Raw genomic sequence first — 22,773 nt, 5'->3', positions numbered from 1 at the left:
TTCCCACCTTTCTTAATGTCCAGCCTCTAAATCCATAGTTGCCCCAGGGAGATGCTCGTAATAAAAGTTATACCAATTTTTATAAATAAAATGCTCAACATCCTCCTCACGATAATACTTAAGCAGCAAATCGATCAATCCGGCGTACTTTCCCGCATGCTCCAGACCGATAAGCCAGCGATCCATCCCGTCAAAATCAGAGCCAAACCCAACATGCCGGCTGCCGCCAAGCGAGCATACATGGTCCAAATGCAGCAGCAATTTGTCCATCGTAACCGGCTCTTCGGTTTGAACAAACGGAGGCACAAAGGTAATTCCCATTACGCCCCCTTTCTTAATTAGCGAAGCAATTTGCTCATTCCGCAGATTTCTCAGCACCGGGCTTATTTGGGTCGCATTGGAATGTGAAGCGATAAATGGCTTATCGGAGAGCTCCATTAGCTCCCAAAAACCACGTTCGGAGAGATGCGACGCATCCAAAATCATATTCAGGCGATTGCACGCTTGGACGAGGCTCCGCCCTTTTGCCGTAAACCCGCTTCCTCTCCCCTCAAGCACCCCGTCAGCAGCCCAATTCGCATCATTCCATGTAATGCCGATGCTTCGTACACCTAGTTCAAATAAGATACGCAAATAAGCCAGGTTGCCTTGGAGCGCATCAACCCCTTCGAGCGACAGCAATGCTCCGCATCGCTCCGTTGCTGCAACCCTTAGCAAATCTTCTCTGGAACGAATAAAATCCAAGCGTCCCTGGGAGACGATATGCCGAAGAAAGAGATCCACGCATTCGAGTACATACCGGAATTCGGTCGGCCATTTGTCCGATAAGTAGATCGCAAAATTTTGAACGCTTATGCCGGATTCACGTATCCTCTCTAATGTGACATCCAGTTTGCTAGCCTCGTTCACAAAGTCCAGCTCCGAGTTCGCTAGCAGCTTGCTCAGCACGTCGCAGTGTGCATCGAATATTCTCATCAAGGGGCTCCTCCTCATCTATTCTCGGTAAGAAATATGAGATAAGCGGGTAACAGCAACTGCTTCTGTAATGAGATGATGATGGGGAGATCGCTCGCATACCGGGTCCGTGTTCTTGGCGTCGCCAGTCAGCAGGAAGGCTTGACAGCGGCAGCCGCCATAATCCTGAATGCGCAAATCACAGGATTTGCAAGGCTCGGGCATCCAATCGAATCCGCGGTAGGTTTGGAACGATTCCGATTCCTCCCATATCCATGATAGACTGCGATCCTTGACAGACTCAAAGCTTAAGGTTTGAATGCTTGCGGCCACCGTGCACGGCAATGCGATGCCATTTGGGGAAATCGTCAAGGACAGCTTACCCCAACCGCCCATACACGGTTTTGGCAGGTTTTCATGATAATCTGGAAGTACCCAGATTAGCTCCATCTGCTTGCCATACCGTTCTCTCGCCCGGTAAAATGCGGCTTCTGCCGCCATAACCTGCTCCTTGGCAGGCATAAGATCGTCGCGATTTGCGAGCGCCCATCCGTAGTATTGGGTATTGGCTAGCTCTAGCCGCTCTGCTCCCCACGAAGCACAAAGCGCAATCATCTCCTCAACTTCATGCAAGTTATGACGATGCAGCACAACGTTCATATTCAATGTCATGCCGGCGGAACGAATGATTTCAGCCGCTTTCCGCTTGATCTCATGCGCCTTAATGCCGCCAATTCGGTCAGCAAGCTCCGCCGTCGAGGCTTGTATGCTAAGCTGAATGCTGTCAGTTCCAGCTTCCGTAAGCTTGTGCATTCTTTTTTCCGTGAGACCTACGCCGCTTGAAATCAAATTTACATAAAGGCCCAAGTCGCGTGCCCTTCGTATGAGCTGCTCCAAATCAGTCCGCAATAGCGGTTCGCCGCCGGTAAAGTGGACCTGCACAACGCCAAGCTCGCTCGCTTCCTCCAGCAATCTGAGCCAATCATCGGTAGGGAGCTCATTCTCGCGCTTTTGCAGATCAATGGGATTCGAGCAGTAGCCGCATTGAAGCGGGCAACGATGTGTCATTTCTGCAGTTAAGGCATACGGCGCGCTTACCTTCATCGCTCAATCCAGCCCTCCTCTGATGCAAGTGACAGAAACTCCACCACATCCGCTTGCAGACTTTCTTGATTATATTTGGCTTGCAGTTCATCAACGATTTGTGAGACCGTACGCTTACCGTCCACTAATTGAAGGATAGCGCCCGCCGTGCCATTCAGGTGGATAATCCGCTCAGGAATTAGCAATAAATCCGTTTGGCGGGTTTGGTCGTATTTGACACGCGCCGGTGGACGTAGCCTTGGCCGTTCAGACAACCCCCAATTGCTCATGCCGATGGTCCGCCTCCCTTGGCGCTGACCAGCTTAACGCATCCAGAATGGCCCAAAGCACGTCGCATTTAAAGGAAAGCGCAGCGATCGCGAGCTCCTGCTCCCTTCGGCTTGTACACTCGCGCAGCACCAGCTCCAAGCCATGATCCGCATCACGAGGCGCTTGATGCAGCCTTCCTCTGAAATAGGCCAGCCCTTCGGGGCGAATCCATGGATACAGCTCTTCAAACACGGCAATGCGCTGCGAAACCAGAATGGGCGCGAATAGCTCCGTCAAAGATGACGCTACAGCAATAACCCAAGGCTGATTGCGGCAAAAGTTAACGTAAGCGTCGACCGCAAACCGAACAGACGGGATAACCAAACGCTCATTCACCATATCCTCTCTCGGGATGCCCGCAGCTTCCCCTAATCGAATCCATGCTTCAATTCCGCCTTCGTCTCCCTCGCGGCCGTCATGGTCGATAATCCGCTGGAGCCATAGCCGCCTATCCTCCTTGCTTGGAAGCTTAGAGAGAACGATCGCATCCTTAACGGGAATATTTTTCTGATAATAAAATCGGTTCGCTATCCATGCCCGAAGTTCTGCGGGCAGAAGCTTCCCTTCATGCATGCGCAAATGCAGCGGATGCTTATCGTGATAACGCGCCTCCCCAACCTTTCTAAGTTCCATCATAAAAGCTTCTTTAGACCATGCCTCTTTCATCTTAAACCTCCATTTCCATGCCATCGTAACCTACTTCTATGCCTTGCTCTTGAAGTCTGCGATATGCGATGGAAGCTTGGTCGAGGACCGGGTTAGTATTGTTGATATGGATATAGATTTTACGGGAAGCGGGCATTGAAATAAGCTTTTGCAAACTTCCATCAGAACCCGTGATAGGGATGTGCCCCATATCAGCGGCTCCTAGTTCGGAGATGCCCAGATTTCGAAGCTCATCTCCCTGCCAGAAGGTTCCGTCTATAAAAATAGTATGTGCGCCCGCCAAATTCTGCTCTAACTCAGTGGTCCAAGACTCTATGCCCGGTGCATAGACCGCAACGCCGCCGGATAATAGATCTTCGATGCGATAGCCAATTACCCATTCGCGATTCATCCAGTCATTCTCCATACTGCCGCAAGCAGCCACGTAACGGGGCGACTTGCAGCCTAAATAGAAAGGACGTATGACCACATTTCCTCCGAATAGGAATAGAGGCTCGCCCATTTTCACCTCTTGCCAGCGCAGCTTTGCATATGGCTCTAGCACCTTGCGGACTGGAAACGCATGCGTAAGCGCATGCAAAACTGGGGCTGACGCATAAATCTCCAGCTCCGCGCTTTCCCTTAAGCTTAAGAGTCCAAGAGTATGATCTAGCTCCGCATCGGTTAGCAGAACGCCCAATAGGGGTGTATCCCGCAGGCCTGGGCCTGGCCATAAGGTGCAATGTGCCTCGATCTGCTCCCGAATATCCGGCGTCGCGTTCAATAAATACCACGACTGCCCATCTAGGCTAAGCGCCAGCGCATTATGCATTCTCGCTTTCACGTTTGAATCTCTTTCCCTAGCACGGCTACAGTAGCAACAAGCGCAATTCCATTGTGGAAATCCTCCCCCAGCCGCCGATCCCAACACTTTCACAAGCATCTTCATGACCTCCAATAAAGAATAGTGCCGGATTTCTCCGGCACGCAGCTGCTACTTTTGAGAAGCGTAAGAAGTCACTTCAGCACAAACATCAATCACCTTATAGCTTGGCTTAACCCACATAACTTCACCTCCCTCCGCGATCCAATTAAAAGTTAGGCACCAAACGAACGATTTTGTCCGGTGATCCGTCTCCGTTTTTATCGCCGTTATTGCTGGTAACAAAGTAGATGGAGCCATCTGGCGCTTCCACGACATCGCGGATGCGTCCATATTGGTTTTTGTACAAATAGCTCAAATTGCTGCTGCTGATCGTTGGCTTGCCGTTTTTCTCGACGATACCCATCCGAATGATTTGTTTGCCCTTCAAATTGGCTACAAGAAGATCGCCTTTCCACGGGCCTTTCGTTACGAACGTAATGCCCGATGGCGCCCACGTTGTGCCTTGCGCGTAAATGAGCGGCGCCGTAATTCCCGTGCCATTATGGTTTGGTCCTTCAAACTTCGGCCATCCGTAATTGCCGCCTGGCACGACATAGTTGATTTCATCATGCGACGATTCGCCATGCTCCGACTCAAAGAGGCGGTTCGTTCCAGGCTGGAAAGCAATTCCTTGCGGATTGCGGTGTCCACGACTGAAAATCGGCGAGTTTGGTCCAAACGGGTTATCGCTTGGAATCGAACCGTCTAGATTCAGGCGGAAGATCTTTCCTCCAAGATAGTTAAGCGTTTCTTCTGAATGACCATAGTTACCATTGCCAAAATACAGTTTTTTGTCCGGTCCGACTTTGATGCGGCCGCCGTTGTGATAAACTGCGCCAGGAAGGTCGCTGATCAGCACTTTATCCACCGTTGCCTTATTATCTTTTTCAACCAGTCGAACGACGCGGTTTTTAACTTGGTTATTGCTCGTTCTATACGTGTGGTATACATAGAGATAATGATTTTTATTAAAATCCGGATCTACGGCTATGCCAAGCAATCCGCCTTCACTTCTAGGCATATAGTAAAATGGTGCGCCAAGTGTGATGACCGGTGTGGATTTGACTTGACCGTCAACAATGACGCGAATTCTTCCGCTGTTGCGCTCTGTAAAGAAGATTCGCCCGTCCGGCGCAAAGTCAAGCGCCCATGGAACCTCTAGGTTGTTGCCTACGACTTGCACTGAGTAAGGCTCCGTTGAAGCTGCATTGGTTTTCACGGACAGCGCACTGCTGGCTGCCGAGATGTTGCCTGCTATATCTCTTGCTTTCACTGTAAAGCTGTACGTCGTGTTCGCATTCAATCCATTGATAACTACGGAAGTGCTTGAAGCAATCGCTGCAATTGCCCCGTTGTTGAACACCTCATATTGATATACGCCAACATTATCCGTAGCTGCCGTCCATGCAAGACTAACGCTTGAAGACGTTTTGCTCGTGCTCTTCAAACCCGTTGGAACAGTTGGGCTTTGCGTGTCATTCGAAGACGAGGTTTTCACTACAAGCGGGCTGCTCGCTGCGGAAACCTGCCCCGCTGCGTCTTTTCCTTTGACGGTAAAGCTATAGCTCGTATCCGCTTTTAACCCAGTGAAAGTATAAGCTGTTCCAGGCACATTAGCTTGTGTTAATACACCGTCTTTAAAGACGTCATACCCTGTCACTCCTACATCGTCGATCGATGCTGTCCATGAAATGCCCACGCTTGCGTTCGTTATGTTTCCTACCTTCAAATCCGTCGGAGCGGTGGGTGGATATACATCCCCGCTGTTATTGACCTTTACATTTTCAAAGGTAGCCGTGCTTAAAGCATTGACGTTATGGCTTGAAACCGCCAAACCAACGAACAAGGAATTACTCATCGCAACCGTTGCGCTTCCTAAGTCACCCCAGTTAAGACCATTATTGGATACATAACCTTTGATGAGATTGCCGGTGCGCTCCAGCTTAATCCAATAAGGGCTGGTAGAGGCTGCTTTAACGTCTTTCGTAGTGCCTCCTGTGGCCGATCTGTATTGAAACGCCAAACCGTTTTTAGGGGTAAGCAGCAAATCCACATGCTTGGAATTTGCATTTAATGACTCCCTGATCGATATGCCGGCTTTGGCATATTCGTTCGTATTCGTTTGTGAAGATACAAGCGCTATAATGGCTCCATCGCCCGTCCAAGGCTGATAAACGTAATTAAATTGATCGCTGGTTCCCCAAATATCCGTTCCGGCGCCGCTTACTGAAAACTTGCCATTGGCAGGATCAAACGTAGCATTTCCCGGAATTGCAGGTGACCCAATATTTTGAGCTTTCCAAGGACTTGGCACAGGTCCGGGAGCTGCTAATCCAAACGATGGCAACATAGTGATGGTTAAACAAATGCTCACGGCTAGCGCTAACCATCTTTTACGATGAATCATCTAAACACCTCTTTTCCAGTTTTTTTCACTTATTGTTGATTAAAATCGTTTTTAAATAAATCAGAATTAATAAGAAAGATCGAAGAAAAGCGATGCACGTTTGACATGCCCGCATTTCTTCTTCTGAATCTTCACTAAAGCTTTTCTCCTCTCTTTTAATTTGTTTTTATTTACATATTTGCATTTTCTTATCAATTCCTATTTCAACTATACGTATTACTTGATTTGTTATAAAGGCATCTAAAGTTAGATAACGTATCATTTTTCTCTATTTTTAAATAATTTAAGCGCTTTAACTTTAGGGCTGCAGCAATGATATATTTTGTTCGTGCATATAGACTTACAAGCTGCTGCTTACAAATATATGGCTCTCTCGACCTCATAAATTACATTAATTTGAATCGTAGTAAAAATATTCTCCGCAAACGCCATAATATCCTCTACCGAAAGTAGATTTTTTTAATCCCTTGCATATAACCTGCTGTAACAAAAAAGGGACTGTCTCACCGTTGATGAAACGGCCCTAACAATGGATTAGGCCAAAAATTAGTAGTCCATCATCGTAAATATAATAATAATTCGATGCATTTCCCTTCTTTCAGGGGGCGATGTATATGAGAAAATCTTAACAAGATTATCCTATTCATGCTGTGCTAGAATAAACGCTCTAAGCCATTCAATAATTTTCCTATTATTCGCACACGGAGGGATTTATTCATCATGTACAGACTTCTGACTCTATTCGCTCTACTAGTACTAGTTACCGCCACCGCAACAAATCACAAAGCAGATGCTTCACCTGTGTTGAAACTCGGCAGCGAGGGAGAGGATATTCCGGAGCTGCAGTTCCGACTTCAGTCGGTCGGATATTACAACTTGCCCATCGATAAAAATTTTGGCAAGGCCACCTTCAGCGCCGTCCAACGGTTTCAAAAAAATAACGGGATCCAAAGTGATGGCGTTGTAGGTCCGAAAACTTGGGCGAAGCTCAAAAAATTGTCGGTCAACAAAAAAGAGCTTTCCATGCTAGCGCGAGTCATCTATGCCGAAGCCAGAGGGGAAGAATATAAAGGTCAAGTGGCGGTCGGTGCGGTCGTAATGAATCGCCTCCGGTCTTCCAAGTTTCCGAATACAGTAAAAGAAGTCATTATGGAGCCAAATGCTTTCTCAGCCGTAAAAGACGGACAGTACTGGCTTATTCCGAATCAAACGGCTTTCAAGGCGGCTAAAGCTGCTGTGAAAGGAATGGACCCGACCGGCAATGCGTTGTTCTACTTCAATCCGGTTATCTCCAAATCGACTTGGTTCAATTCGCGTACAGCCACCAAAAAAATCGGCAATCATCTTTTTACGCTATAGGTATGCCAAGAGAGAAGGACATTTATCTAGAACAGGAGAACAAATGAATGAGCATGGACACGAAGGACCGGAATCAAAATAGAGTTGAATTGGTAATGGATATTATCAAAGGAATTTGTGAAATAGAGACTATTCCGGAAGCTGTCAAAGCGAAGTTAGATGCAATGAGTTATGATGATTTAGGAGTTTTTCTGATGGATATCGTAAAAAAACGGTCTATTGATGAAATCCATTAATTGAATATCGGGATCTGTTATGCTTTCTTCCCGTTATTTCAATAAAAAGAGCAAACGCTGTCGCAGCGCTTGCTCTTTTTATCTTTACGACGCTTTCGTCTCCCGGCAGTGCTTGCTTTGTGCTTAGGTTCGCATTTCAGAAAAATAAAGCAGGCATGCTCTTTGCCGTCCCGGTCCAGGTATGCTGCCGCTATAATATTTAACTATCGTTATAAGGCACTATTCTTTGATATATTTCTTTCCTTAAGTGAGTATTTAATGATCAAATCCAACAGTTGGCTGAATGAAATACCCGCAGCTTTGGCACTTTTGGGCAGGAGGCTATTTTTCGTCAAGCCAGGCAATGTGTTCACTTCCATTACATAAGGAATTCCATCTTTAATCATCATGTCGATTCTGGCGTAAACACTGCATTTCAATGTTTGATAGCAGCCTAGCGCAGAAGCACGGACTCGCTCGAAAGTATCGGGAGGCAATTGGATCACTTGTTCATCGGCCCCGCCGTCATCATACTTGGAAGAGTAATCAAAAAATTCAGATTGAGACCGAATAGCGACGATGGGAAGAAGTTTTCCGTTTAAAATGGAGCAGGTTATCTCTTCGCCTCTAATATATTGCTCAATCAACACTTCATCATCCCATTGAAAGGCTTCATGCACCTCGGCTATTAACGATTCTCTGTTTTTTATCACTTTAATTCCTATGCTCGAACCGCCTGAATTGGGCTTCACAATAACCGGATATCCCAGTCGTTCGACGTCTTCAATGGATAATTCATCTGCACTGCCCAAATGGATCCAATCAGGGGTATGGATGCCTTCGTTGCGAAATAGTTTTTTGGACATGTTTTTATCCATGCAAAGACTGCTCGATAAAACGCCGCACCCGGTATAAGGAACGCTCAGCGTTTCAAGCGCTCCTTGAATCGTACCGTCTTCACCATACTTTCCATGAAGCGCAAGCAACGCCACATCCATGTTTTTCACTTTTTCTACGAGCTCATCTTTACTATTGATTTCAATCGGATACAACTCATATTTATCTCTATCCAAATTAGCAATCATTTCTCGACCAGTCATAAGGGATACCTCTCTTTCCGATGAAATACCCCCCATAATCACACCAACTCTCATTGCCGTGCCTCCCTCATCATTTGTTTAGCTGTATCGCCTATGATTTGAAGCCCTTTTACAATATCCTCGTCTGCAACTCGTGAGAATCCAAGGCGCATAGTATGATGGCCCTCGTTGTCCGTAAAAAAAATGGTTCCCGGTGTGAATATGACCCCTTTGTGACGACAGCGTTCTAACAGGTCATTGGTATCAAAGTTATGATCGAATTCTATAAACACGTGAAGTCCACCGTCGCCTGAAAGACGCTTTAACGGAATAAACGCTTTGCAGCACCGAATGACTAATTCACACTTTCGCTTGTATTCAGATTTGGCTTTTTTTAAATATTTCTCGAAGTTGCCATTATGAAGATATTGATAGAGCAAAGATTGATCTAGCGTAGAAGTGTGAATGCTTCGCGCTCTCTTTACGCTTTCCAGATAATCAATTAATTCCTCGTCGGCCAAGACCCATCCAACCCGGAGGCCAGGGAAAAGGATTTTCGAAAAACTGCCTATATAGATGACGCTGTTTCCACTACCATTGCAAGCAACTAAAGGGGCAACGTGGGATCCTGAATACCTCAGTTCCTCATTGAAACCGTCTTCGATGAGCGGGACTTGGTATTTATGCAGCAGCTTGATAACTTCCGTTCGTTTATGGGGAGACATCACAATGCCAGTTGGATTATGATAAGAAGGCACAAGGTAAGCTAAATCATACGGACGTTCTGACAATTCTCTCTCCAGCTCCATAAGATTGATCCCGTCTTGCTCCATCTCGACTCCCGTAATCTCCAATCCATGCATCTTGAACATTTTAATGGCTGCATGATGAGTAGGATTCTCGCAAATGACACGCCCATTTTTTTGGATTAAAGCCGACAAAATGATATCTAACCCTTCTGTAAAACCGTTCGTAATCAGGATTGTCTTACCCTCCAGATTAACCCCTTTATTCTCCATGTATCGAAGCAAATAATCCATTAACGGTTTGTAGCCCTGCGCATATCCGTAGTTTAAGATGATTTCACCCTCAATGGACATCCGATCCAAAAATGCTCGTTTGACATTGCCCAGATCAAACAGTTTTTCATCCGGTGCGATACTGGTAAAGTTGATTTCCCCTTTGTTCGAGCGTATTCCATGCTTGATAAGATCCAGTTCTTCAGCAATCTTTGCTTGGTCACTAATGTTTTGCTTCCAATTAAACTGCCATGATGGTGCAGTTACGGCCTCGCCCAACATTTGAGCAACATAGCTCCCTTTTCCTTTTTCTACATACACAAGCCCTTCGTCTTGCAGATCAGCGTAAGCGCTAACTACCGTATTTCTACTGACGTTCAACAATGAACTGAGTTCACGCGTGGACGGAAGTTTCTGATTCGCTTGCAATACACCTATTGTCATTAAACGTTTCATGTATTCCTTAACCTGGATATGAGCTGGGCGGTCATCCGTCAAATTGAACTCAGTAAACATCCAATCACCCCTAGAAATATAATGGCATACATTCATCAATAAAATAAGAACCACGCTGCGTGGTTTTCTACCCACTCGTGGATATGTAACTAGCTTTTTTTTCAGTTCGTCCCAATTGGAAGTCGCAATGTTTACACGTTGTTTCAACTTATCGAACGAATCAAACAATGCTGCAATTTCTCCAAAAGATCCATCAATCCACTTCATAAACGGTAAATGATGAATTATTTTCAGAGCATAATATGAACCCTGTCTGTATTTTCGAATGAAGCTAGCTTGATTTGCTGGTGTGATCGTATAACCTAGCTTTTCTAATATCTGAAACCCCTCATCCATTACGGATATAGCTTGCTTTAAGAGCGCCTTGTCCTTAGATGCTTTTTTCAAATCGCCGTCGTAAAGAAAACTAACAGAGTGCAAAGCTCCTATAGGGACGATATGACTTTTGAGCCAAGCATCCATATCATCATGATATACTAATTTATACTTAACCTGTTGAAACGCATTTTCTAATAAAGACTTTATCGGAATCTCGCGCTGAGTAAAAATATTTTCGTGCAATTTTTGAGTTCTGCGATTGTCGGAGTGATTGAATGGTGGTTTACCCATGCAATGCCTTGTACTGTAGAGGAGATTGCTGATAAGTTATGGTCACTGCTCGAGCTGAATCAGATGATACTCCGCAATCAATCTTGATTACATTTTAATTGCCCGTTGGTTAACTTATTTTGATAATTAAAAAAGTCCGCTATTGCGCGGACTTCATTCGGACTATCCCGACGGTAGCTCCCCATAAGCAATTAGTGTAGCCTCAGTCAGAGTTCAACTTTTTCCGCAACTTCTCATTTAACACCTCTTAAAGTATGGCCAACGCTACCCAGTAGTCTCCATCTCCTAAAAACAACCCGTTTATATAGCAGGAAATTACATTTCTTTATAGAAATATAGACCATTAACAAAGAGGGAGGACGACAATGGCGTATAGCGAAAATAGATTGCGTTCATTATTAATCCCATCTATTCCATTGATTCTAGAAACGCATTTTCATTCCGTAACTTTAAAAAATTCAGAGTCCGCCTGGTTCATAGAGACTCATAAGGAATTGTTAGATTCAGTATTTAGGACGACATTGATGCATATGATAGAAGCATTGTTCTGGAGTTCTTCGGATTACATCGTATATCTGAATACATTAGAACAAGAAGGTTTTGAGCAAGGGGTTTTTACTGCAGAAATATTCGGTGATCATGTTGATATCATCCTGGAAATGAGCAAGGACATAAACTTAACGGCTCAGAATATTATGTTCAAAATTATTAAAGGGATCGTGGATGATTCCATTCATCTATTGTTTTTGTATAATCGATTAATGGAATGCAACTGGACCCGTTTTACAGGGTTTGCTCGCGGTTATTTGTCAAATAAAAATAAACAGATTGACCATTTGCATGAACAAAAAATAGCAGTCATGGGACAAATGGCAGCAGGTATGGCACATGAAATACGCAATCCACTTGCATCGATCAAAGGATTTGCTCAGCTTGTGAGTCATAGACTTCGTGAGCCTGAAATCAAGGTTGATGAATTAAAAGAATACTTAGACATAACCATTAAAGAAATTGACTCCTTAAACGGACTTGTAACGGACTTTCTTGTTCTGGCCCGAAGAGGCGATAGCTCAAAAAATGACGGCAATATTTTTGATGTGAAAGAGGTTTTACATAGAGTTAATAACATTGTGAATCAACTCATACTTAGCGATGATATCGTTCTCTCCGTTGATTATTCCAAAGAAGAATTGCACACGTTTGGAAACGCTTCTCAACTTGAACAAGTGTTCCTCAACATTTTAAAAAATAGCATTGATTCATTCACCACAGTTAGAGGCAGCATAGATGTAATAGCCACCACCGTCACGCAGAAAAATGAAATAATGCTAACGTTTAAAGACAATGGCGAGGGAATCCCGAAGGACATTTCAAACCGTATATTTGACCCTTTCTTTACAACAAAGGAAAGAGGGACAGGCATAGGATTGTCGATTTGCAAACAACTGATCGAAATGTATGGCGGACGGATTCAGATCGAGTCAGAATTAGGGTTAGGGACTACTGTGACCATTATTTTACCATGGGTGCACCGGTGACCATATATATACTTTGGTCATACAATTAGTTTAATCAAATTAGTGTCCCAAGCGTGACTAATTAACCAATAAAGCCCGACCTCATGAGAGGTCAGGCTTTTGTCCAGCAGCATGCAGCTATTAAGAAACTTTTTCTTCGTGTTCCCCATCAACATTTGTTTTTAAGCCGTAACTTTAATTCACCATCAATTACATTTGCTATACCCGCAATTGCTGCACTGCTTACAACCCTCGATATTAATTAATGAAGCAGAGCCGCAGGAAGGGCAAAGGTCCAGCGAAGTCATATCCATAGGCGGATGCGTCTCAGGCAAGCTGCCTTTGGCTGTCTCTTCAAAAGCTAGATTGTTTGAACCCGCTGCTCCTTCAACCGTCACTGCCTGTTCCTCGCCGCTTGCTTGATGCAGCTCCAGCGATTTGGCTACCGCATCGGCAATGGACTCCACCCGGTTGACGCCAAAACCGATCGCTCCTGATCCGCCGATCCCTTTTAAGTGTTTGATAAGCAGCTTCACCTTGTTCCCATGGTCGCCATATCGCAGAAACAGCGAACAGACGCGGCCCAAAGCCTCAGCCATTGCAAAAACATCCGAGCCTGCTTTGCCAACATTCAAAAAGATTTCGGCTGGCGTGCCGTTCAAGTCATTAATCGTAATATAAGCCATGCCAAATGGCGTATTCACCTTGTAGGTCGCACCTCGCAGCACCTGCGGCCTCCGTTTGTATTGCTTATCGACCACCAGCTCCGTTGGAACTGCGGGAACAACAGCCTCGACTAAATCCGCATCAAAATATTCGTCACTGCCCGCTTCCGCCGAAGCAGCAGAATCAGGCAGCGCTTCAGCTGCCTTAGCTTCTACAAAATCTTCCTTCTTCGTTGAGAGCACTTGTACATCGCGGCTGCCATCCCGGTAAATCGTTACGCCCTTGCAGCCAAGCTCGAATGCAAGCTCATAAAGCTTGCCTGTCTCCTCTACCGTAAAATCCGCCGGACAGTTGGCCGTTTTCGAGATCGAGCTGTCAACCCATCGCTGGATCGCAGCCTGAACGCGAATGTGATCCTCCGCCGACAAGCTCATCGACGTTACAAAATAATCGGGAAGCTCCTCGCCCGGATGCTTAGCCTTCCAGTCCGCAGCAATGGGCACGTCTTGTTGATCAAACCCAAGCCGGCTCTGGCGGAAGTATTCGAATGCAAAATAAGGCTCGATCCCCGTAGAGGTCCCGACCATCGTTCCCGTGCTTCCTGTAGGCGCCTGGGTGATGACGGTAACATTACGCATGCCTTTATCGGCAATAGCTTCCCCAATCTCCGGAAAAGCGCCAATCATATGCTTCATAAACCCGCTCTGCACATATTTGTCAGCATCAAAGGCTTCGAATGAGCCCTTCTCCTCTGCAATTTCAGTCGACGCCAAGTAAGCTTCGCGAGCCATAAAACCATACAGTTTATCTAAAAATGCCAACGATTCCTTACTGCCATATCGGACGCCCAGCTTAATCATAAGCTCCGCCAGCCCCATCGTTCCGAGCCCAATTCGGCGCTCAAGCTTCTGATTCCGCTCGTTTTCTTCAAAATGATACGGCGTCTTGTCGATTACATTATCGAGAAACCGTACCGACCATCGCGTCACTCGCGCCAGCTCTTCCCAATCGACGTCATTCGCCTTCTCATCATAGAACTTCGATAGATTCACCGCAGATAAATTGCAAACGCCCCAGCCTGGCAAGCCTTGTTCACCGCAAGGATTTGTACTAATAATAGGATTAAAATACCAGCTATTAGACATTTGATTGTAATACTCCATAAAGACGACGCCAGGCTCTGCCGATTTCCACGCCGATTCGATGATGGCATGCCAAATCTCCCGAGCGCGTACAGTCTTGTACGGGATGATCCGTTTGCCAAGCCGCCGCCACTCTTCTAGATCCCCCGTCCACAGCTCATTGTAATCCGATTCCTTCGTATCCGGGAACACAAGCTCCCACTCCAAATCTTCCTTTACAGCCTTCATGAACTTATTGCTTACGCAAACGGATAAATTCGCATTTGTCACCTGACCCATCGTTTGCTTGACGGTGATGAACTCCAGCACGTCTGGATGCCAATCATTTAACATAAGCATTAAGGCGCCGCGGCGGCTGCCGCCCTGCTCGATTAACCCCGTCGTGTAGCTGAACAGCCCTCCCCATGATACGGCGCCGCTCGACGATCCATTTACCCCAGCGACGATAGCCCGGCGAGGCCGCAGCGAAGACAGATTCATCCCCACGCCGCCGCCGCGCGCCATAATCTCCGTCATATCGCTGAGCGTCTTCATAATGCCGCCCCGACTATCCTTAGGCGAAGGAATAACGTAGCAATTAAACAACGTCAACTCTTCGCTTGCGCCTGCTCCCGCCGCGATTCTCCCACCGGGCACTAGCTTCCAATCATCTAAAATATATTTGAATTTCTGATGCCATTCCTTCTGTTTCTCATTGCTAGTCTCGACGGAAGCCATCGCACCCGCGAGGCGATCCCACATCTCCGCTGGCGTCTTCTCAATCGTAAGCGTCAGCTTCTCTACGCTGGACTCGACAACCTCCCCGTTTCTAAGCTTAACCGTAACGTTATTTCCTTCACGCGCGACTACTTCCCCCACTTCCTTCGCCGGAAATTTCGGATCGTCCTTCGTCAGAACGAGTACGATATCGCCGACTAACGTTTTGCTCGTATCTGCATTTTTCCAGGCGTACCGATCCAAAAATATTTTTTCGCTTAGTCCCTCAAGCCGATTCCCGTTAGACGTCTCCATCACTGCCGCTTCCTCCTTCGGATTCCCGCGCTGTAGGCATATGTACGTAATTATATGCGAATAGCACAATATATTGTGTCATTTAATCATTATACAATACTACATATTGATTTTCAGACTGATTTTTGGCGAAATATAGCAGCCTTCGCCGCTTTCATGGCCTCTCTCACTCTTTTGCTTGTCCATTCTCTTTTTTAATCGCCTTCTTATTATTATTGGATGAAAAGGCAATACTGATTACAACTTATCCCTTTTACTGCGGAAGGAGCTGCTCAAGATGACATTCCAAACAACGCCGCAGGCTGCCTCAGCCGAAGCCGGCACAGCAATCGTAACGCGCAAGCTTCATCCTTTAGTCGATCTGCAGTGTGACCGCACATGGTTTGAGGAGCTGCAAAATCGTCTTACAAAAAACGGGCCGTGGGATGATTGGACGTTATACCAGCTCGCAATTGAGGCTGAACAAGCGAAGCGGATCGAGAGCTTCGAGCAATTGCTATGTTTAAGATCACTGCCCTCCTTTGAGCCGATGCCGCATCAAATCAGCACGGCGCGCAAGGTTGTGCATGAAATGGGCGGCCGCGCCATACTTGCCGACGAGGTCGGTCTGGGCAAAACGATAGAAGCCGGGCTCGTTCTCAAAGAATATATTGTGCGAGGACTTGCGAAACGTGTGTTAATACTCGTTCCTGCCTCTCTTGTGCTTCAATGGGTGCGTGAGCTGAATCAGAAGTTCGGCATATCGGCCGTTGCCCAGAAGAAGGCGCATACATGGGGTTACGATGTTGTAGTCGCCTCTATCGACACTGCTAAGCGCGATCCTCATCGCGAGCTTGTCCTTGGCACCGACTACGATTTAATCATTATCGACGAGGCGCATAAGCTCAAGAACAAGAAAACGACAAACTACCAGTTCGCCAATCTTCTGCGCAAAAAATACTGCTTGCTGCTAACGGCTACTCCGATCCAAAACGATATGGACGAGCTGTTTAATCTCATTACGCTGCTTAAGCCTGGCCAGCTCGGTGGGCAAAGCGATTTTGCCGCAAACTTTGTTGTCGACAAGCGGCTTCCTAAAAATGAAGACCAGCTGCAGGAAGCATTGTCCGGCGTCATGATTCGCAATCGGCGCGGAGACGGCGGCATCCATTTCACGAAACGTTTTGTCAAAAATATACCGCTTACCTTGTCGGAGGAAGAGAAGGCGCTCTACGATGCGGTTACCGGATTTGTTAAGGAGCGCTATGAGGAAAGCGGCGGCGACTTATCGAGCATGCTCTCCCTCGTTACGCTTCAGCGTGAAGTGTGCAGCAGCCGCGATGCCGTATTTTTGACGCTGGTCAACCTCTTCAAGAAAACGTCGGAGGACTCTCCGATGCGTCCGAAAATTTGGGAGCTTGTTGAAAAAATACGCAATATCAAAGCGAATACGAAAGCGGAAAAAGCGATGGAGCTCGTCAAAGAAATGAATGACAAGGTCATCATTTTCACCGAGTACCGGGCAACCCAGGAATATTTGCTGCAATTTTTCCGTGCGCAAAACATGGTCGCCGTCCCTTATCGAGGCGGCATGAACCGCGGCAAAAAGGATTGGATGATGGATTTATTCCGCGGACGCGCCCAAATTCTGATCGCTACGGAAGCTGGCGGCGAAGGCATAAATCTGCAATTTTGCCACCATATGATCAACTTTGACCTGCCTTGGAACCCGATGCGGGTGGAACAGCGGATAGGCCGCGTACATCGTCTTGGGCAGAAGGAAGACGTCAAAATTTACAATCTTTGCACGATCGGCACAATCGAAGAGCATATCGTCAATCTTTTGCACGAAAAAATCAATCTGTTCGAACTTGTGATCGGGGAGCTGGATCACATATTGGAGCGCTTCGAGAAGGGCGACGGCTCCCTTGAGCAGCGCCTTGCGCGCATGCTTCTGGAAGCCGGCAATGAAACGGATTTAAAGCAGAAGATCAATCATTTGGGCTCCTCGCTTAGCCGAATTCGCGATGAGGTCATCACAGGTGAAAATCCGCTGCCGGCTAGTCCCAATCTGCTCGTCAATTTGGATACGCTTGGACAAACGGTGGAGGTTCAGCCATGAACGAGAAGCAGGTGCACAAATTCGTCAATCGTTATTTAGAAGCAACGGAGTGCTCGATACTCGAGAAGTCGCCCAATCATTTTACGGTTAAGCTCTCTCCTCACGCTGATCGCGAGCTTACGAATCGCCCCTATTATTGGAGCTTCGTCGACCGGGTCGGCGCCGAGCCGGAGACGATGACTTTCCTATTTGTAACGGATAAGAACAAATATGACGCCGCTGAAGAGCTGAAGAAGATCGATGCCGCTTCCGTTCAGCAAGATGCAGGCGAAACGGCCCAGGATGCAGCGGCAAACGCCGCACTCGGCCGCTCGCTCGGCTTCGTGCACGGCAGCCTTGCCGCGCCTGCCCGCGTACCGCGCGAGGATTTGTATTTTGGCGCGCGCAAGCTGGATATGCTGTTTGACGCAGCCAAAGCGAAGGGCAGCTTTGTTTATTTGTTCCAAGAGCCGGAGAAGCGCAGCAGCAATCCCTTTTCCTCGACACCATATACTGCATGGCTAGGCGTCAATATGCGGGTCGAATTCGCTTGCGACCGCAAGCGCGAGGAAATTCATTGCTATGGCGTTTCACTTGCGACAGGCCATTGCGTGGAGCTTTTTTATGATCGCTTGCTCAACCACAAGCTTACGCCGCGCCTGCCTGCCAATATTCATATTACGAAAAATGGCATCTCCTTTAACAAGGCACTTGGCATCGTCGAGCAAGCACTGGAGCGTAAGCTTCGCAGCTATGATTATAGCTGGGCGGAAAGCGCTACTGCGAGGCTGGAGGAGGAGCTTGAGCGGATAAGCGGATACTACGAGCCGCTTATTAAGAACGGGCTTGAAGAAAACAAGCCGGCTATCAAGGAGCAATTCGAGCAGCGGCAAGCCGAAATCCGATGGCAATACGAGCCTCGTGTGACTGCGTCCGCCATTAACTGCGGCATCTTTCATCTCGAAGGCATCGATTAACGGTAATTAGACGATTTCCCCATTGATACGTCAAAAAAAGGCGGTCGCAGGTCCGCCTTATCGCGACAGGTTGCAACAGCCTTCTTAAAGCATGTCCCTTACAATAGCATAGAGGTGATTAATGATGCGGAGAAAATTTATTAAGCTTACAGCGGCTTGCGTGTTAACCGCTATTGTTCTATATGCCGGAGGCTTACAGCCGCAATCTGCGGCAGCCATTGCAAACCGCGCGACGGCTTACGAGCCTGTTCAGCAGCAAGCGCAGCGTTGGGTGGACGAGCTTGCCGCTTCGCCCTCTTTTGCAGCTTGGAAGAAGTCATCCCTTGTCGTATCGCCAATTGGCCCGGGTACTCATAGCTGGCTTGTCCTTGTGAAGCAAAATCAGGATACAGTAGGATACCTCGTCGTGAATGCCCTTGAGAAAGGCGGATATCAACTAGGCGAATATGGGACAAGCACGCACCCGTTATTTGATGAGCAAATACTCTCTAGATCCATGAAGCAGCTGGAGCTGCTTAAGCCTGCCTCCAAAACCGAAGCGCTATATGTGCACCCGCTGCTGGCAGCTTGGAAGGTAACCGCGGATAAGGATACGTATTATACGGATGCAGCAAGCGGCGAGGTGCTGCCCGTTCAATCAAGTGACTGGGCTGCCGCTTCGGCAATGAAACTTAAAAATACGGGACAGATGCTGGCAGCAGATAAAGCGACGATTTTGAAACAGGTAACATTGCCATCATTTAATGCATTTGCTAAGCTGCCATGGTTGACCAAGCAGCCCATGCCCTTAAGTTCGAGCTCTTATTCCGATTTATTTGCCCATCTGAACAACAAAGAACAACTCCGCTACACCGCTGAGCTGTTCGATGGTCAAATGCTGTATGTGTGGTCGGTTGTCGGATATAACAAATGGAGCACCGGACCTATATACGTTGCGCTCGAGGCGGACGAGAACGGCTCAGACCGCCGTTATATCCCATTAACCTTACTAATCGAGCTTGGTCATTTTTACCGATGACGTTCAGCCCTGCCGCGCCACCAAAGCATAATACTCATTGGACCATAACCAAACCATCTCGTCAGCCAAGGCTCTCTTCTCGCTTTGGCTGACGTTCTTATTTGCTTACGTTCCTCCCTCGGCGTCTCCATATAGTTTACGAACCGCTCCGTAACGAATTTCACGTACTCATCGCCTTTTGCCATATGTCCCGCTCCCCTCTCCAAGTCCGTATAAGATGATGTTATAAGTTTGCCCTGCAGGTTTCGAATGTAAACATGCATGAGTTTTCCTTCAAACAGCCACGCTAACACTAAGTCAAAGTGATGTGGAGGAAACCTTATTATGCTTCGTAAAATAGCCCTCGGCTTAATCGTGCTATGGCTTGCAGCTCTTAACAGCTCATCCAGCGCTCAAGCTTGGCCCCTGCTGCCAGTAGGAACCGATCAAGATTGGGCCTTGCCGTCTACGGTCGTGATTATTGACGTTGGTCATGGCGGCATTGACGGCGGGGCTTCATCTGCCGATATTTTGGAGAAGGATATTAATTTAGCTGTCGCGCGCAAGCTATATTTTATTTTACGCAACCAAAACATTCCTGCAGTGCTTAATCGTACAGGCGACTACGCATTAAGTGACGATAACCGCTGGCATATTACACGCTCCAGACATCGCAGGGACTTATCGCAGCGCGAGCAGCTTACCCAGGAAATTGAAAGCGAGCTTCTCGTAAGCCTGCATGTCAATTGGTCGAAAAAAAGCTCCACGCAAGGGCCGCTTGTTCTGCATCAGAGCAGCGGAGAAAGCTCTTTACTCGCGTTTTGCATTCAGGATGCGCTCAACAGACAGCAAAATACAGCCTTCCTTCCAAGGGAAGGAAAGCCGTTTTATTTGCTTAAACGCGTTCAACAGCCAGCCGTTATCGTAGAAATGGGATTTATTAGCAGCGAAAGAGATCGCACGATGCTGACCGATCCGAAGCGTCAGCAGGAGGTTGCGTCCGCCATCGCTTCAGGGATTAGGCAGTATAAGTGGATCGTTCATTGAAACTCCCGGAATGAGCTTAGTCAGCTTCACAAATTGTACGCTTTGCTGCATCGCAGGAATGGACTGCTGAAGGACGGCTGCCGTCTTCAGGCCCGCAGGTCCAACATGTCCGATCGTGATGCAGCTGGCATGCAGTTCCAAATGTTTGCGAAGCACGCCAATTTGCTTTGAAATATGCTGGACCGTATAGACATCATCAAGAAACACATCATTGGAAACGAGCGGTACGCCAAGCTCTGCCGCAATTTTTGGCACGACCGTCTTAAAGGTTGTCCGGCTGTCTAGAAAAAACAAGCCCCGTTCCTTGCATACGCCAAGCACGATTCGCATCATTCTCTCGTCTGCCGTCACCTTCGAGCCCATATGATTATTCATCCCGATCGCATGCGGCACATTGTCAATGGCTTCTTCTACGCGCTTGCGAACCTCCGCATCGCTCAAATCCGTCGTCAATGCGCCGGGACCCAGCCATTTTTTGAGCCCTTTATTCGGTTCCATCGGCATATGAACGATCACATCATGCCCGAGCCTATGCGCTTCCTCTGCATCCTGCTTTGTCGTCGGCATGAAGGGCATAATAGCGGCGGTAATTTTAACCGGAAGCTTCATCATTTCCGCCGTTCCGTTCATCCCATTGCCGAAGTCGTCGATCACGATGGCAACGGTCCGAGGCTCTTGCTTCTCGGCAGCAGCAGCTATGCTCCCAGGTGAAGGCTGGTCGAATATTCGTTCATACCCGGCAGCGCTTCCTGCTAGGGTTAAGCTGCTTATACATATAGCAGCAACAGCTGTCTTAATGAGGAAGCGTTCCTTCTTTCCAAATCCATTTTTCTCGTTGCGGCCGTTAGCCCACTCTTGCTGTCTGCCCATTGCTGCACACCCTTCACTCTTTTATTATCATTGTTTGTGAAGGGACTGGAAAATATACGGAAAACAAGAAACTTATTAGGAAACAATCGTCCATCATGACAATATCATCGAATGAAAGATGTCGAGAGGCAAAAAAAAGAGGCCCAAATCAGGCCTCTCTTGCAAAATTATATTTTGCCTGCGACATCCTCCGTAATGGCAGCAAGCGTAATGTCTGCCAGCTTATCCTCCATCGCTTTCTGCGCCTCGTTAAATGCAATCTCCAGCGATGACTGGATATTGCGGCCAACCGGGCATGCCGGATTCGGCTTCTCGTGGATAGCAAACAATTCATCCTGCCCATTGTTATGGACGGCATTGTATATGTCGAGGAGCGTTATTTCGGCCGCCGCTCTATTCAGGACAGCTCCGGCTACGCCAGCGCTCGTTGTGACGAGACCAGCTTTATTTAGTAATCCCATAATTCTGCGGATGACGACAGGGTTCGTATTTACGCTGCCAGCAATATAATCTGAAGTCAGCCTTGCTGCTTTGTTCGTCTCCAATAACGTCAAAATATGGACCGCTACCGCAAATCGATTGCTAGTCAACGCACTCACCACCCGTCAAAAATAATTAATATTGCAGCCTGCAAAAATTGCGGCTTAAGCCAGTTGCCTTGTAAGCATTATAGTTACACGGTGTTAAAATTGTCAATCTTTTGACGCGGTTTGCGCAGCGGGCTCAGCAGCGAATGTAACTTTCCCGTCCTCCAAGGAAGCGACGCGTGCCAAGGAATGCACGCGATAGCCCATCTCAATCAACTTCTCGCGTCCGGGCTGGAATGCTTTCTCTATAACGATGCCAATTCCCGCAACCGTTCCGCCTGCTTGCTCTACGATCCGTGCTAGTCCAAGCGCCGCATCACCGTTAGCAAGAAAATCATCAATAATGAGCACGCGGTCCTCCGCAGCCATAAATTTGCGCGACACCGTTACCTCGCTCTCCTCTTGCTTCGTGAATGAGTATATCTTCTCGGTATAAAGATCGTCTTTAAGCGTCAGCGACTTGCGTTTGCGTGCGAACAGCAGCGGCACATTCATCGTCAGCGCAGCCATCACTGCCGGCGCAATGCCTGAGGATTCCAGCGTTAGCACCTTAGTAACGCCCTGTGCTTCAAATAATGAAGCAAAGGTTTGACCAATGCCGAGCATAAGCTGCGGATCAACCTGATGATTGAGAAAGGAGTCCACCTTCAATACATTTCCGCTTAGGACGATTCCTTCCTCCAAAATTTTTTGCTCTAATTGCTTCACTGCATTTTCCCCCATTTTTATAAAATATTG

Annotated in this window: 22 protein-coding genes; 8 read left to right on the top strand and 14 right to left on the bottom strand. The window is 47.3% G+C overall.

Annotation, left to right across the window (positions count from 1 at the left end; all coding sequences use genetic code 11):
- Nucleotides 1-12: 12 nt before the first annotated feature.
- Genes A7975_RS01465 through A7975_RS01440 form a run of 7 tightly spaced genes read right to left on the bottom strand, consistent with a single transcriptional unit; the run spans nt 13 to nt 6,344 of the window.
- Nucleotides 13-975 (bottom strand): dipeptidase, encoded by a 963-nt coding sequence (locus tag A7975_RS01465; protein WP_082197923.1) that lies wholly within the window; start codon nt 973-975, stop codon nt 13-15.
- 18 nt (nt 976-993) lie between these two features.
- Complete coding sequence (pqqE, locus tag A7975_RS01460; protein ID WP_065383933.1) at nt 994-2,058, bottom strand: pyrroloquinoline quinone biosynthesis protein PqqE; 1,065 nt, start codon at nt 2,056-2,058, stop codon at nt 994-996.
- Nucleotides 2,055-2,327, bottom strand: a complete 273-nt coding sequence (gene pqqD, locus A7975_RS01455) for a pyrroloquinoline quinone biosynthesis peptide chaperone PqqD (protein WP_065383932.1) — start codon at nt 2,325-2,327, stop codon at nt 2,055-2,057. The genes pqqE and pqqD overlap by 4 nt, the downstream gene beginning before the upstream one ends.
- On the bottom strand, nt 2,305-3,033 hold the full coding sequence (gene pqqC / locus A7975_RS01450) for a pyrroloquinoline-quinone synthase PqqC (RefSeq protein ID WP_082197922.1): 729 nt from the start codon (nt 3,031-3,033) through the stop codon (nt 2,305-2,307). The genes pqqD and pqqC overlap by 23 nt, the downstream gene beginning before the upstream one ends.
- Before the next feature lies 1 nt (nt 3,034).
- Nucleotides 3,035-3,955, bottom strand: coding sequence for a pyrroloquinoline quinone biosynthesis protein PqqB (gene pqqB / locus A7975_RS01445; protein ID WP_065383931.1), 921 nt, complete (start codon nt 3,953-3,955; stop codon nt 3,035-3,037).
- Between the two features lie 51 nt (nt 3,956-4,006).
- Nucleotides 4,007-4,078, bottom strand: a complete 72-nt coding sequence (gene pqqA, locus A7975_RS35325; RefSeq protein ID WP_369688908.1) for a pyrroloquinoline quinone precursor peptide PqqA — start codon at nt 4,076-4,078, stop codon at nt 4,007-4,009.
- Nucleotides 4,079-4,103: 25 nt separating this feature from the next.
- Complete coding sequence (locus A7975_RS01440) at nt 4,104-6,344, bottom strand: PQQ-dependent sugar dehydrogenase (protein WP_065383930.1); 2,241 nt, start codon at nt 6,342-6,344, stop codon at nt 4,104-4,106.
- Between the two features lie 720 nt (nt 6,345-7,064).
- Here A7975_RS01440 and A7975_RS01435 point away from each other — a divergent pair.
- Both A7975_RS01435 and A7975_RS01430 read left to right on the top strand, forming a co-directional pair.
- Complete coding sequence (locus A7975_RS01435; RefSeq protein ID WP_053375425.1) at nt 7,065-7,703, top strand: cell wall hydrolase; 639 nt, start codon at nt 7,065-7,067, stop codon at nt 7,701-7,703.
- 47 nt (nt 7,704-7,750) lie between these two features.
- Complete coding sequence (locus A7975_RS01430) at nt 7,751-7,939, top strand: hypothetical protein (RefSeq protein ID WP_065383929.1); 189 nt, start codon at nt 7,751-7,753, stop codon at nt 7,937-7,939.
- Between the two features lie 209 nt (nt 7,940-8,148).
- Here the strand turns inward: A7975_RS01430 and A7975_RS01425 are convergent, their stop codons facing one another.
- The gene (locus A7975_RS01425; protein ID WP_065383928.1) at nt 8,149-9,072 is read right to left on the bottom strand and encodes a D-alanine--D-alanine ligase; all 924 of its coding nucleotides are present in this window, start codon (nt 9,070-9,072) and stop codon (nt 8,149-8,151) included.
- Nucleotides 9,069-10,532: a MocR-like pyridoxine biosynthesis transcription factor PdxR gene (pdxR, locus tag A7975_RS01420; protein ID WP_065384784.1), complete on the bottom strand. Its 1,464-nt coding sequence runs from the start codon at nt 10,530-10,532 to the stop codon at nt 9,069-9,071. The genes A7975_RS01425 and pdxR overlap by 4 nt, the downstream gene beginning before the upstream one ends.
- A 555-nt stretch (nt 10,533-11,087) precedes the next feature.
- Here pdxR and A7975_RS35320 point away from each other — a divergent pair.
- Nucleotides 11,088-11,228 (top strand): TetR-like C-terminal domain-containing protein, encoded by a 141-nt coding sequence (locus A7975_RS35320; RefSeq protein WP_176707651.1) that lies wholly within the window; start codon nt 11,088-11,090, stop codon nt 11,226-11,228.
- Nucleotides 11,229-11,506: 278 nt separating this feature from the next.
- The gene (locus A7975_RS01415) at nt 11,507-12,679 is read left to right on the top strand and encodes a two-component system sensor histidine kinase NtrB (RefSeq protein WP_065383927.1); all 1,173 of its coding nucleotides are present in this window, start codon (nt 11,507-11,509) and stop codon (nt 12,677-12,679) included.
- Nucleotides 12,680-12,864: 185 nt separating this feature from the next.
- Here A7975_RS01415 and A7975_RS01410 read toward each other — a convergent pair whose 3' ends face one another.
- Nucleotides 12,865-15,477 (bottom strand): adenosylcobalamin-dependent ribonucleoside-diphosphate reductase, encoded by a 2,613-nt coding sequence (locus A7975_RS01410; RefSeq protein ID WP_065383926.1) that lies wholly within the window; start codon nt 15,475-15,477, stop codon nt 12,865-12,867.
- A gap of 277 nt (nt 15,478-15,754) precedes the next feature.
- Between A7975_RS01410 and A7975_RS01405 the strand changes: the two genes are divergently transcribed.
- From A7975_RS01405 to A7975_RS01395, 3 genes are all read left to right on the top strand, one after another.
- Nucleotides 15,755-17,578 carry a DEAD/DEAH box helicase gene (locus tag A7975_RS01405; protein WP_065383925.1) on the top strand — a complete coding sequence of 608 codons (1,824 nt, stop codon included), beginning with the start codon at nt 15,755-15,757 and terminating at the stop codon, nt 17,576-17,578.
- On the top strand, nt 17,575-18,534 hold the full coding sequence (locus tag A7975_RS01400; protein WP_065383924.1) for a YqhG family protein: 960 nt from the start codon (nt 17,575-17,577) through the stop codon (nt 18,532-18,534). The genes A7975_RS01405 and A7975_RS01400 overlap by 4 nt, the downstream gene beginning before the upstream one ends.
- 121 nt (nt 18,535-18,655) lie before the next feature.
- Nucleotides 18,656-19,552, top strand: coding sequence for a hypothetical protein (locus A7975_RS01395; protein ID WP_065383923.1), 897 nt, complete (start codon nt 18,656-18,658; stop codon nt 19,550-19,552).
- Here A7975_RS01395 and A7975_RS01390 read toward each other — a convergent pair.
- A complete protein-coding gene (locus A7975_RS01390) occupies nt 19,543-19,737 on the bottom strand; it encodes a YqzE family protein (RefSeq protein WP_053377744.1) in 195 nt (64 codons plus the stop codon). The two genes, A7975_RS01395 and A7975_RS01390, sit on opposite strands and share 10 nt — an antisense overlap.
- Before the next feature lie 139 nt (nt 19,738-19,876).
- On the opposite strand from A7975_RS01390, the gene A7975_RS01385 reads away from it, so the two are divergent.
- A complete protein-coding gene (locus tag A7975_RS01385; protein ID WP_065383922.1) occupies nt 19,877-20,578 on the top strand; it encodes an N-acetylmuramoyl-L-alanine amidase family protein in 702 nt (233 codons plus the stop codon).
- On the opposite strand, the gene A7975_RS01380 is transcribed toward A7975_RS01385, so the two are convergent.
- The 3 genes from A7975_RS01380 to A7975_RS01370 all read right to left on the bottom strand — a co-directional run bounded on the left by A7975_RS01380 (nt 20,543) and on the right by A7975_RS01370 (nt 22,743).
- Nucleotides 20,543-21,448, bottom strand: coding sequence for a divergent polysaccharide deacetylase family protein (locus A7975_RS01380; protein WP_082197921.1), 906 nt, complete (start codon nt 21,446-21,448; stop codon nt 20,543-20,545). The genes A7975_RS01385 and A7975_RS01380 overlap by 36 nt on opposite strands.
- A gap of 167 nt (nt 21,449-21,615) precedes the next feature.
- A complete protein-coding gene (locus A7975_RS01375; RefSeq protein ID WP_065383921.1) occupies nt 21,616-22,038 on the bottom strand; it encodes an Rrf2 family transcriptional regulator in 423 nt (140 codons plus the stop codon).
- 102 nt (nt 22,039-22,140) lie between these two features.
- Complete coding sequence (locus A7975_RS01370) at nt 22,141-22,743, bottom strand: xanthine phosphoribosyltransferase (protein ID WP_053375414.1); 603 nt, start codon at nt 22,741-22,743, stop codon at nt 22,141-22,143.
- Between the last annotated feature and the right edge of the window lie 30 nt (nt 22,744-22,773).

Origin of the sequence: Bacillus sp. FJAT-26390 (assembly GCF_001682865.1) — a bacterium.
Classification (GTDB): Bacteria; Bacillota; Bacilli; order Paenibacillales; family Paenibacillaceae; genus Pristimantibacillus.
Note: the sequence above shows the minus strand (reverse complement) of the source record. Positions and strands in the feature narration are given on the sequence as shown.

Bases quoted from the DNA above. Each gene is read 5' to 3' on its own strand.
- A7975_RS01465 (WP_082197923.1), bottom strand. From the start codon at position 975: ATGAGAATATTCGATGCACACTGCGACGTGCTGAGCAAGCTGCTAGCG.
- pqqE (WP_065383933.1), bottom strand. From the start codon at position 2,058: ATGAAGGTAAGCGCGCCGTATGCCTTAACTGCAGAAATGACACATCGT.
- pqqD (WP_065383932.1), bottom strand. From the start codon at position 2,327: ATGAGCAATTGGGGGTTGTCTGAACGGCCAAGGCTACGTCCACCGGCG.
- pqqC (WP_082197922.1), bottom strand. From the start codon at position 3,033: ATGAAAGAGGCATGGTCTAAAGAAGCTTTTATGATGGAACTTAGAAAG.
- pqqB (WP_065383931.1), bottom strand. From the start codon at position 3,955: ATGCTTGTGAAAGTGTTGGGATCGGCGGCTGGGGGAGGATTTCCACAA.
- A7975_RS01440 (WP_065383930.1), bottom strand. From the start codon at position 6,344: ATGATTCATCGTAAAAGATGGTTAGCGCTAGCCGTGAGCATTTGTTTA.
- A7975_RS01435 (WP_053375425.1), top strand. From the start codon at position 7,065: ATGTACAGACTTCTGACTCTATTCGCTCTACTAGTACTAGTTACCGCC.
- A7975_RS01430 (WP_065383929.1), top strand. From the start codon at position 7,751: ATGAGCATGGACACGAAGGACCGGAATCAAAATAGAGTTGAATTGGTA.
- A7975_RS01425 (WP_065383928.1), bottom strand. From the start codon at position 9,072: ATGAGAGTTGGTGTGATTATGGGGGGTATTTCATCGGAAAGAGAGGTA.
- pdxR (WP_065384784.1), bottom strand. From the start codon at position 10,532: ATGTTTACTGAGTTCAATTTGACGGATGACCGCCCAGCTCATATCCAG.
- A7975_RS01415 (WP_065383927.1), top strand. From the start codon at position 11,507: ATGGCGTATAGCGAAAATAGATTGCGTTCATTATTAATCCCATCTATT.
- A7975_RS01410 (WP_065383926.1), bottom strand. From the start codon at position 15,477: ATGGAGACGTCTAACGGGAATCGGCTTGAGGGACTAAGCGAAAAAATA.
- A7975_RS01405 (WP_065383925.1), top strand. From the start codon at position 15,755: ATGACATTCCAAACAACGCCGCAGGCTGCCTCAGCCGAAGCCGGCACA.
- A7975_RS01400 (WP_065383924.1), top strand. From the start codon at position 17,575: ATGAACGAGAAGCAGGTGCACAAATTCGTCAATCGTTATTTAGAAGCA.
- A7975_RS01395 (WP_065383923.1), top strand. From the start codon at position 18,656: ATGATGCGGAGAAAATTTATTAAGCTTACAGCGGCTTGCGTGTTAACC.
- A7975_RS01390 (WP_053377744.1), bottom strand. From the start codon at position 19,737: ATGGCAAAAGGCGATGAGTACGTGAAATTCGTTACGGAGCGGTTCGTA.
- A7975_RS01385 (WP_065383922.1), top strand. From the start codon at position 19,877: ATGCTTCGTAAAATAGCCCTCGGCTTAATCGTGCTATGGCTTGCAGCT.
- A7975_RS01380 (WP_082197921.1), bottom strand. From the start codon at position 21,448: ATGGGCAGACAGCAAGAGTGGGCTAACGGCCGCAACGAGAAAAATGGA.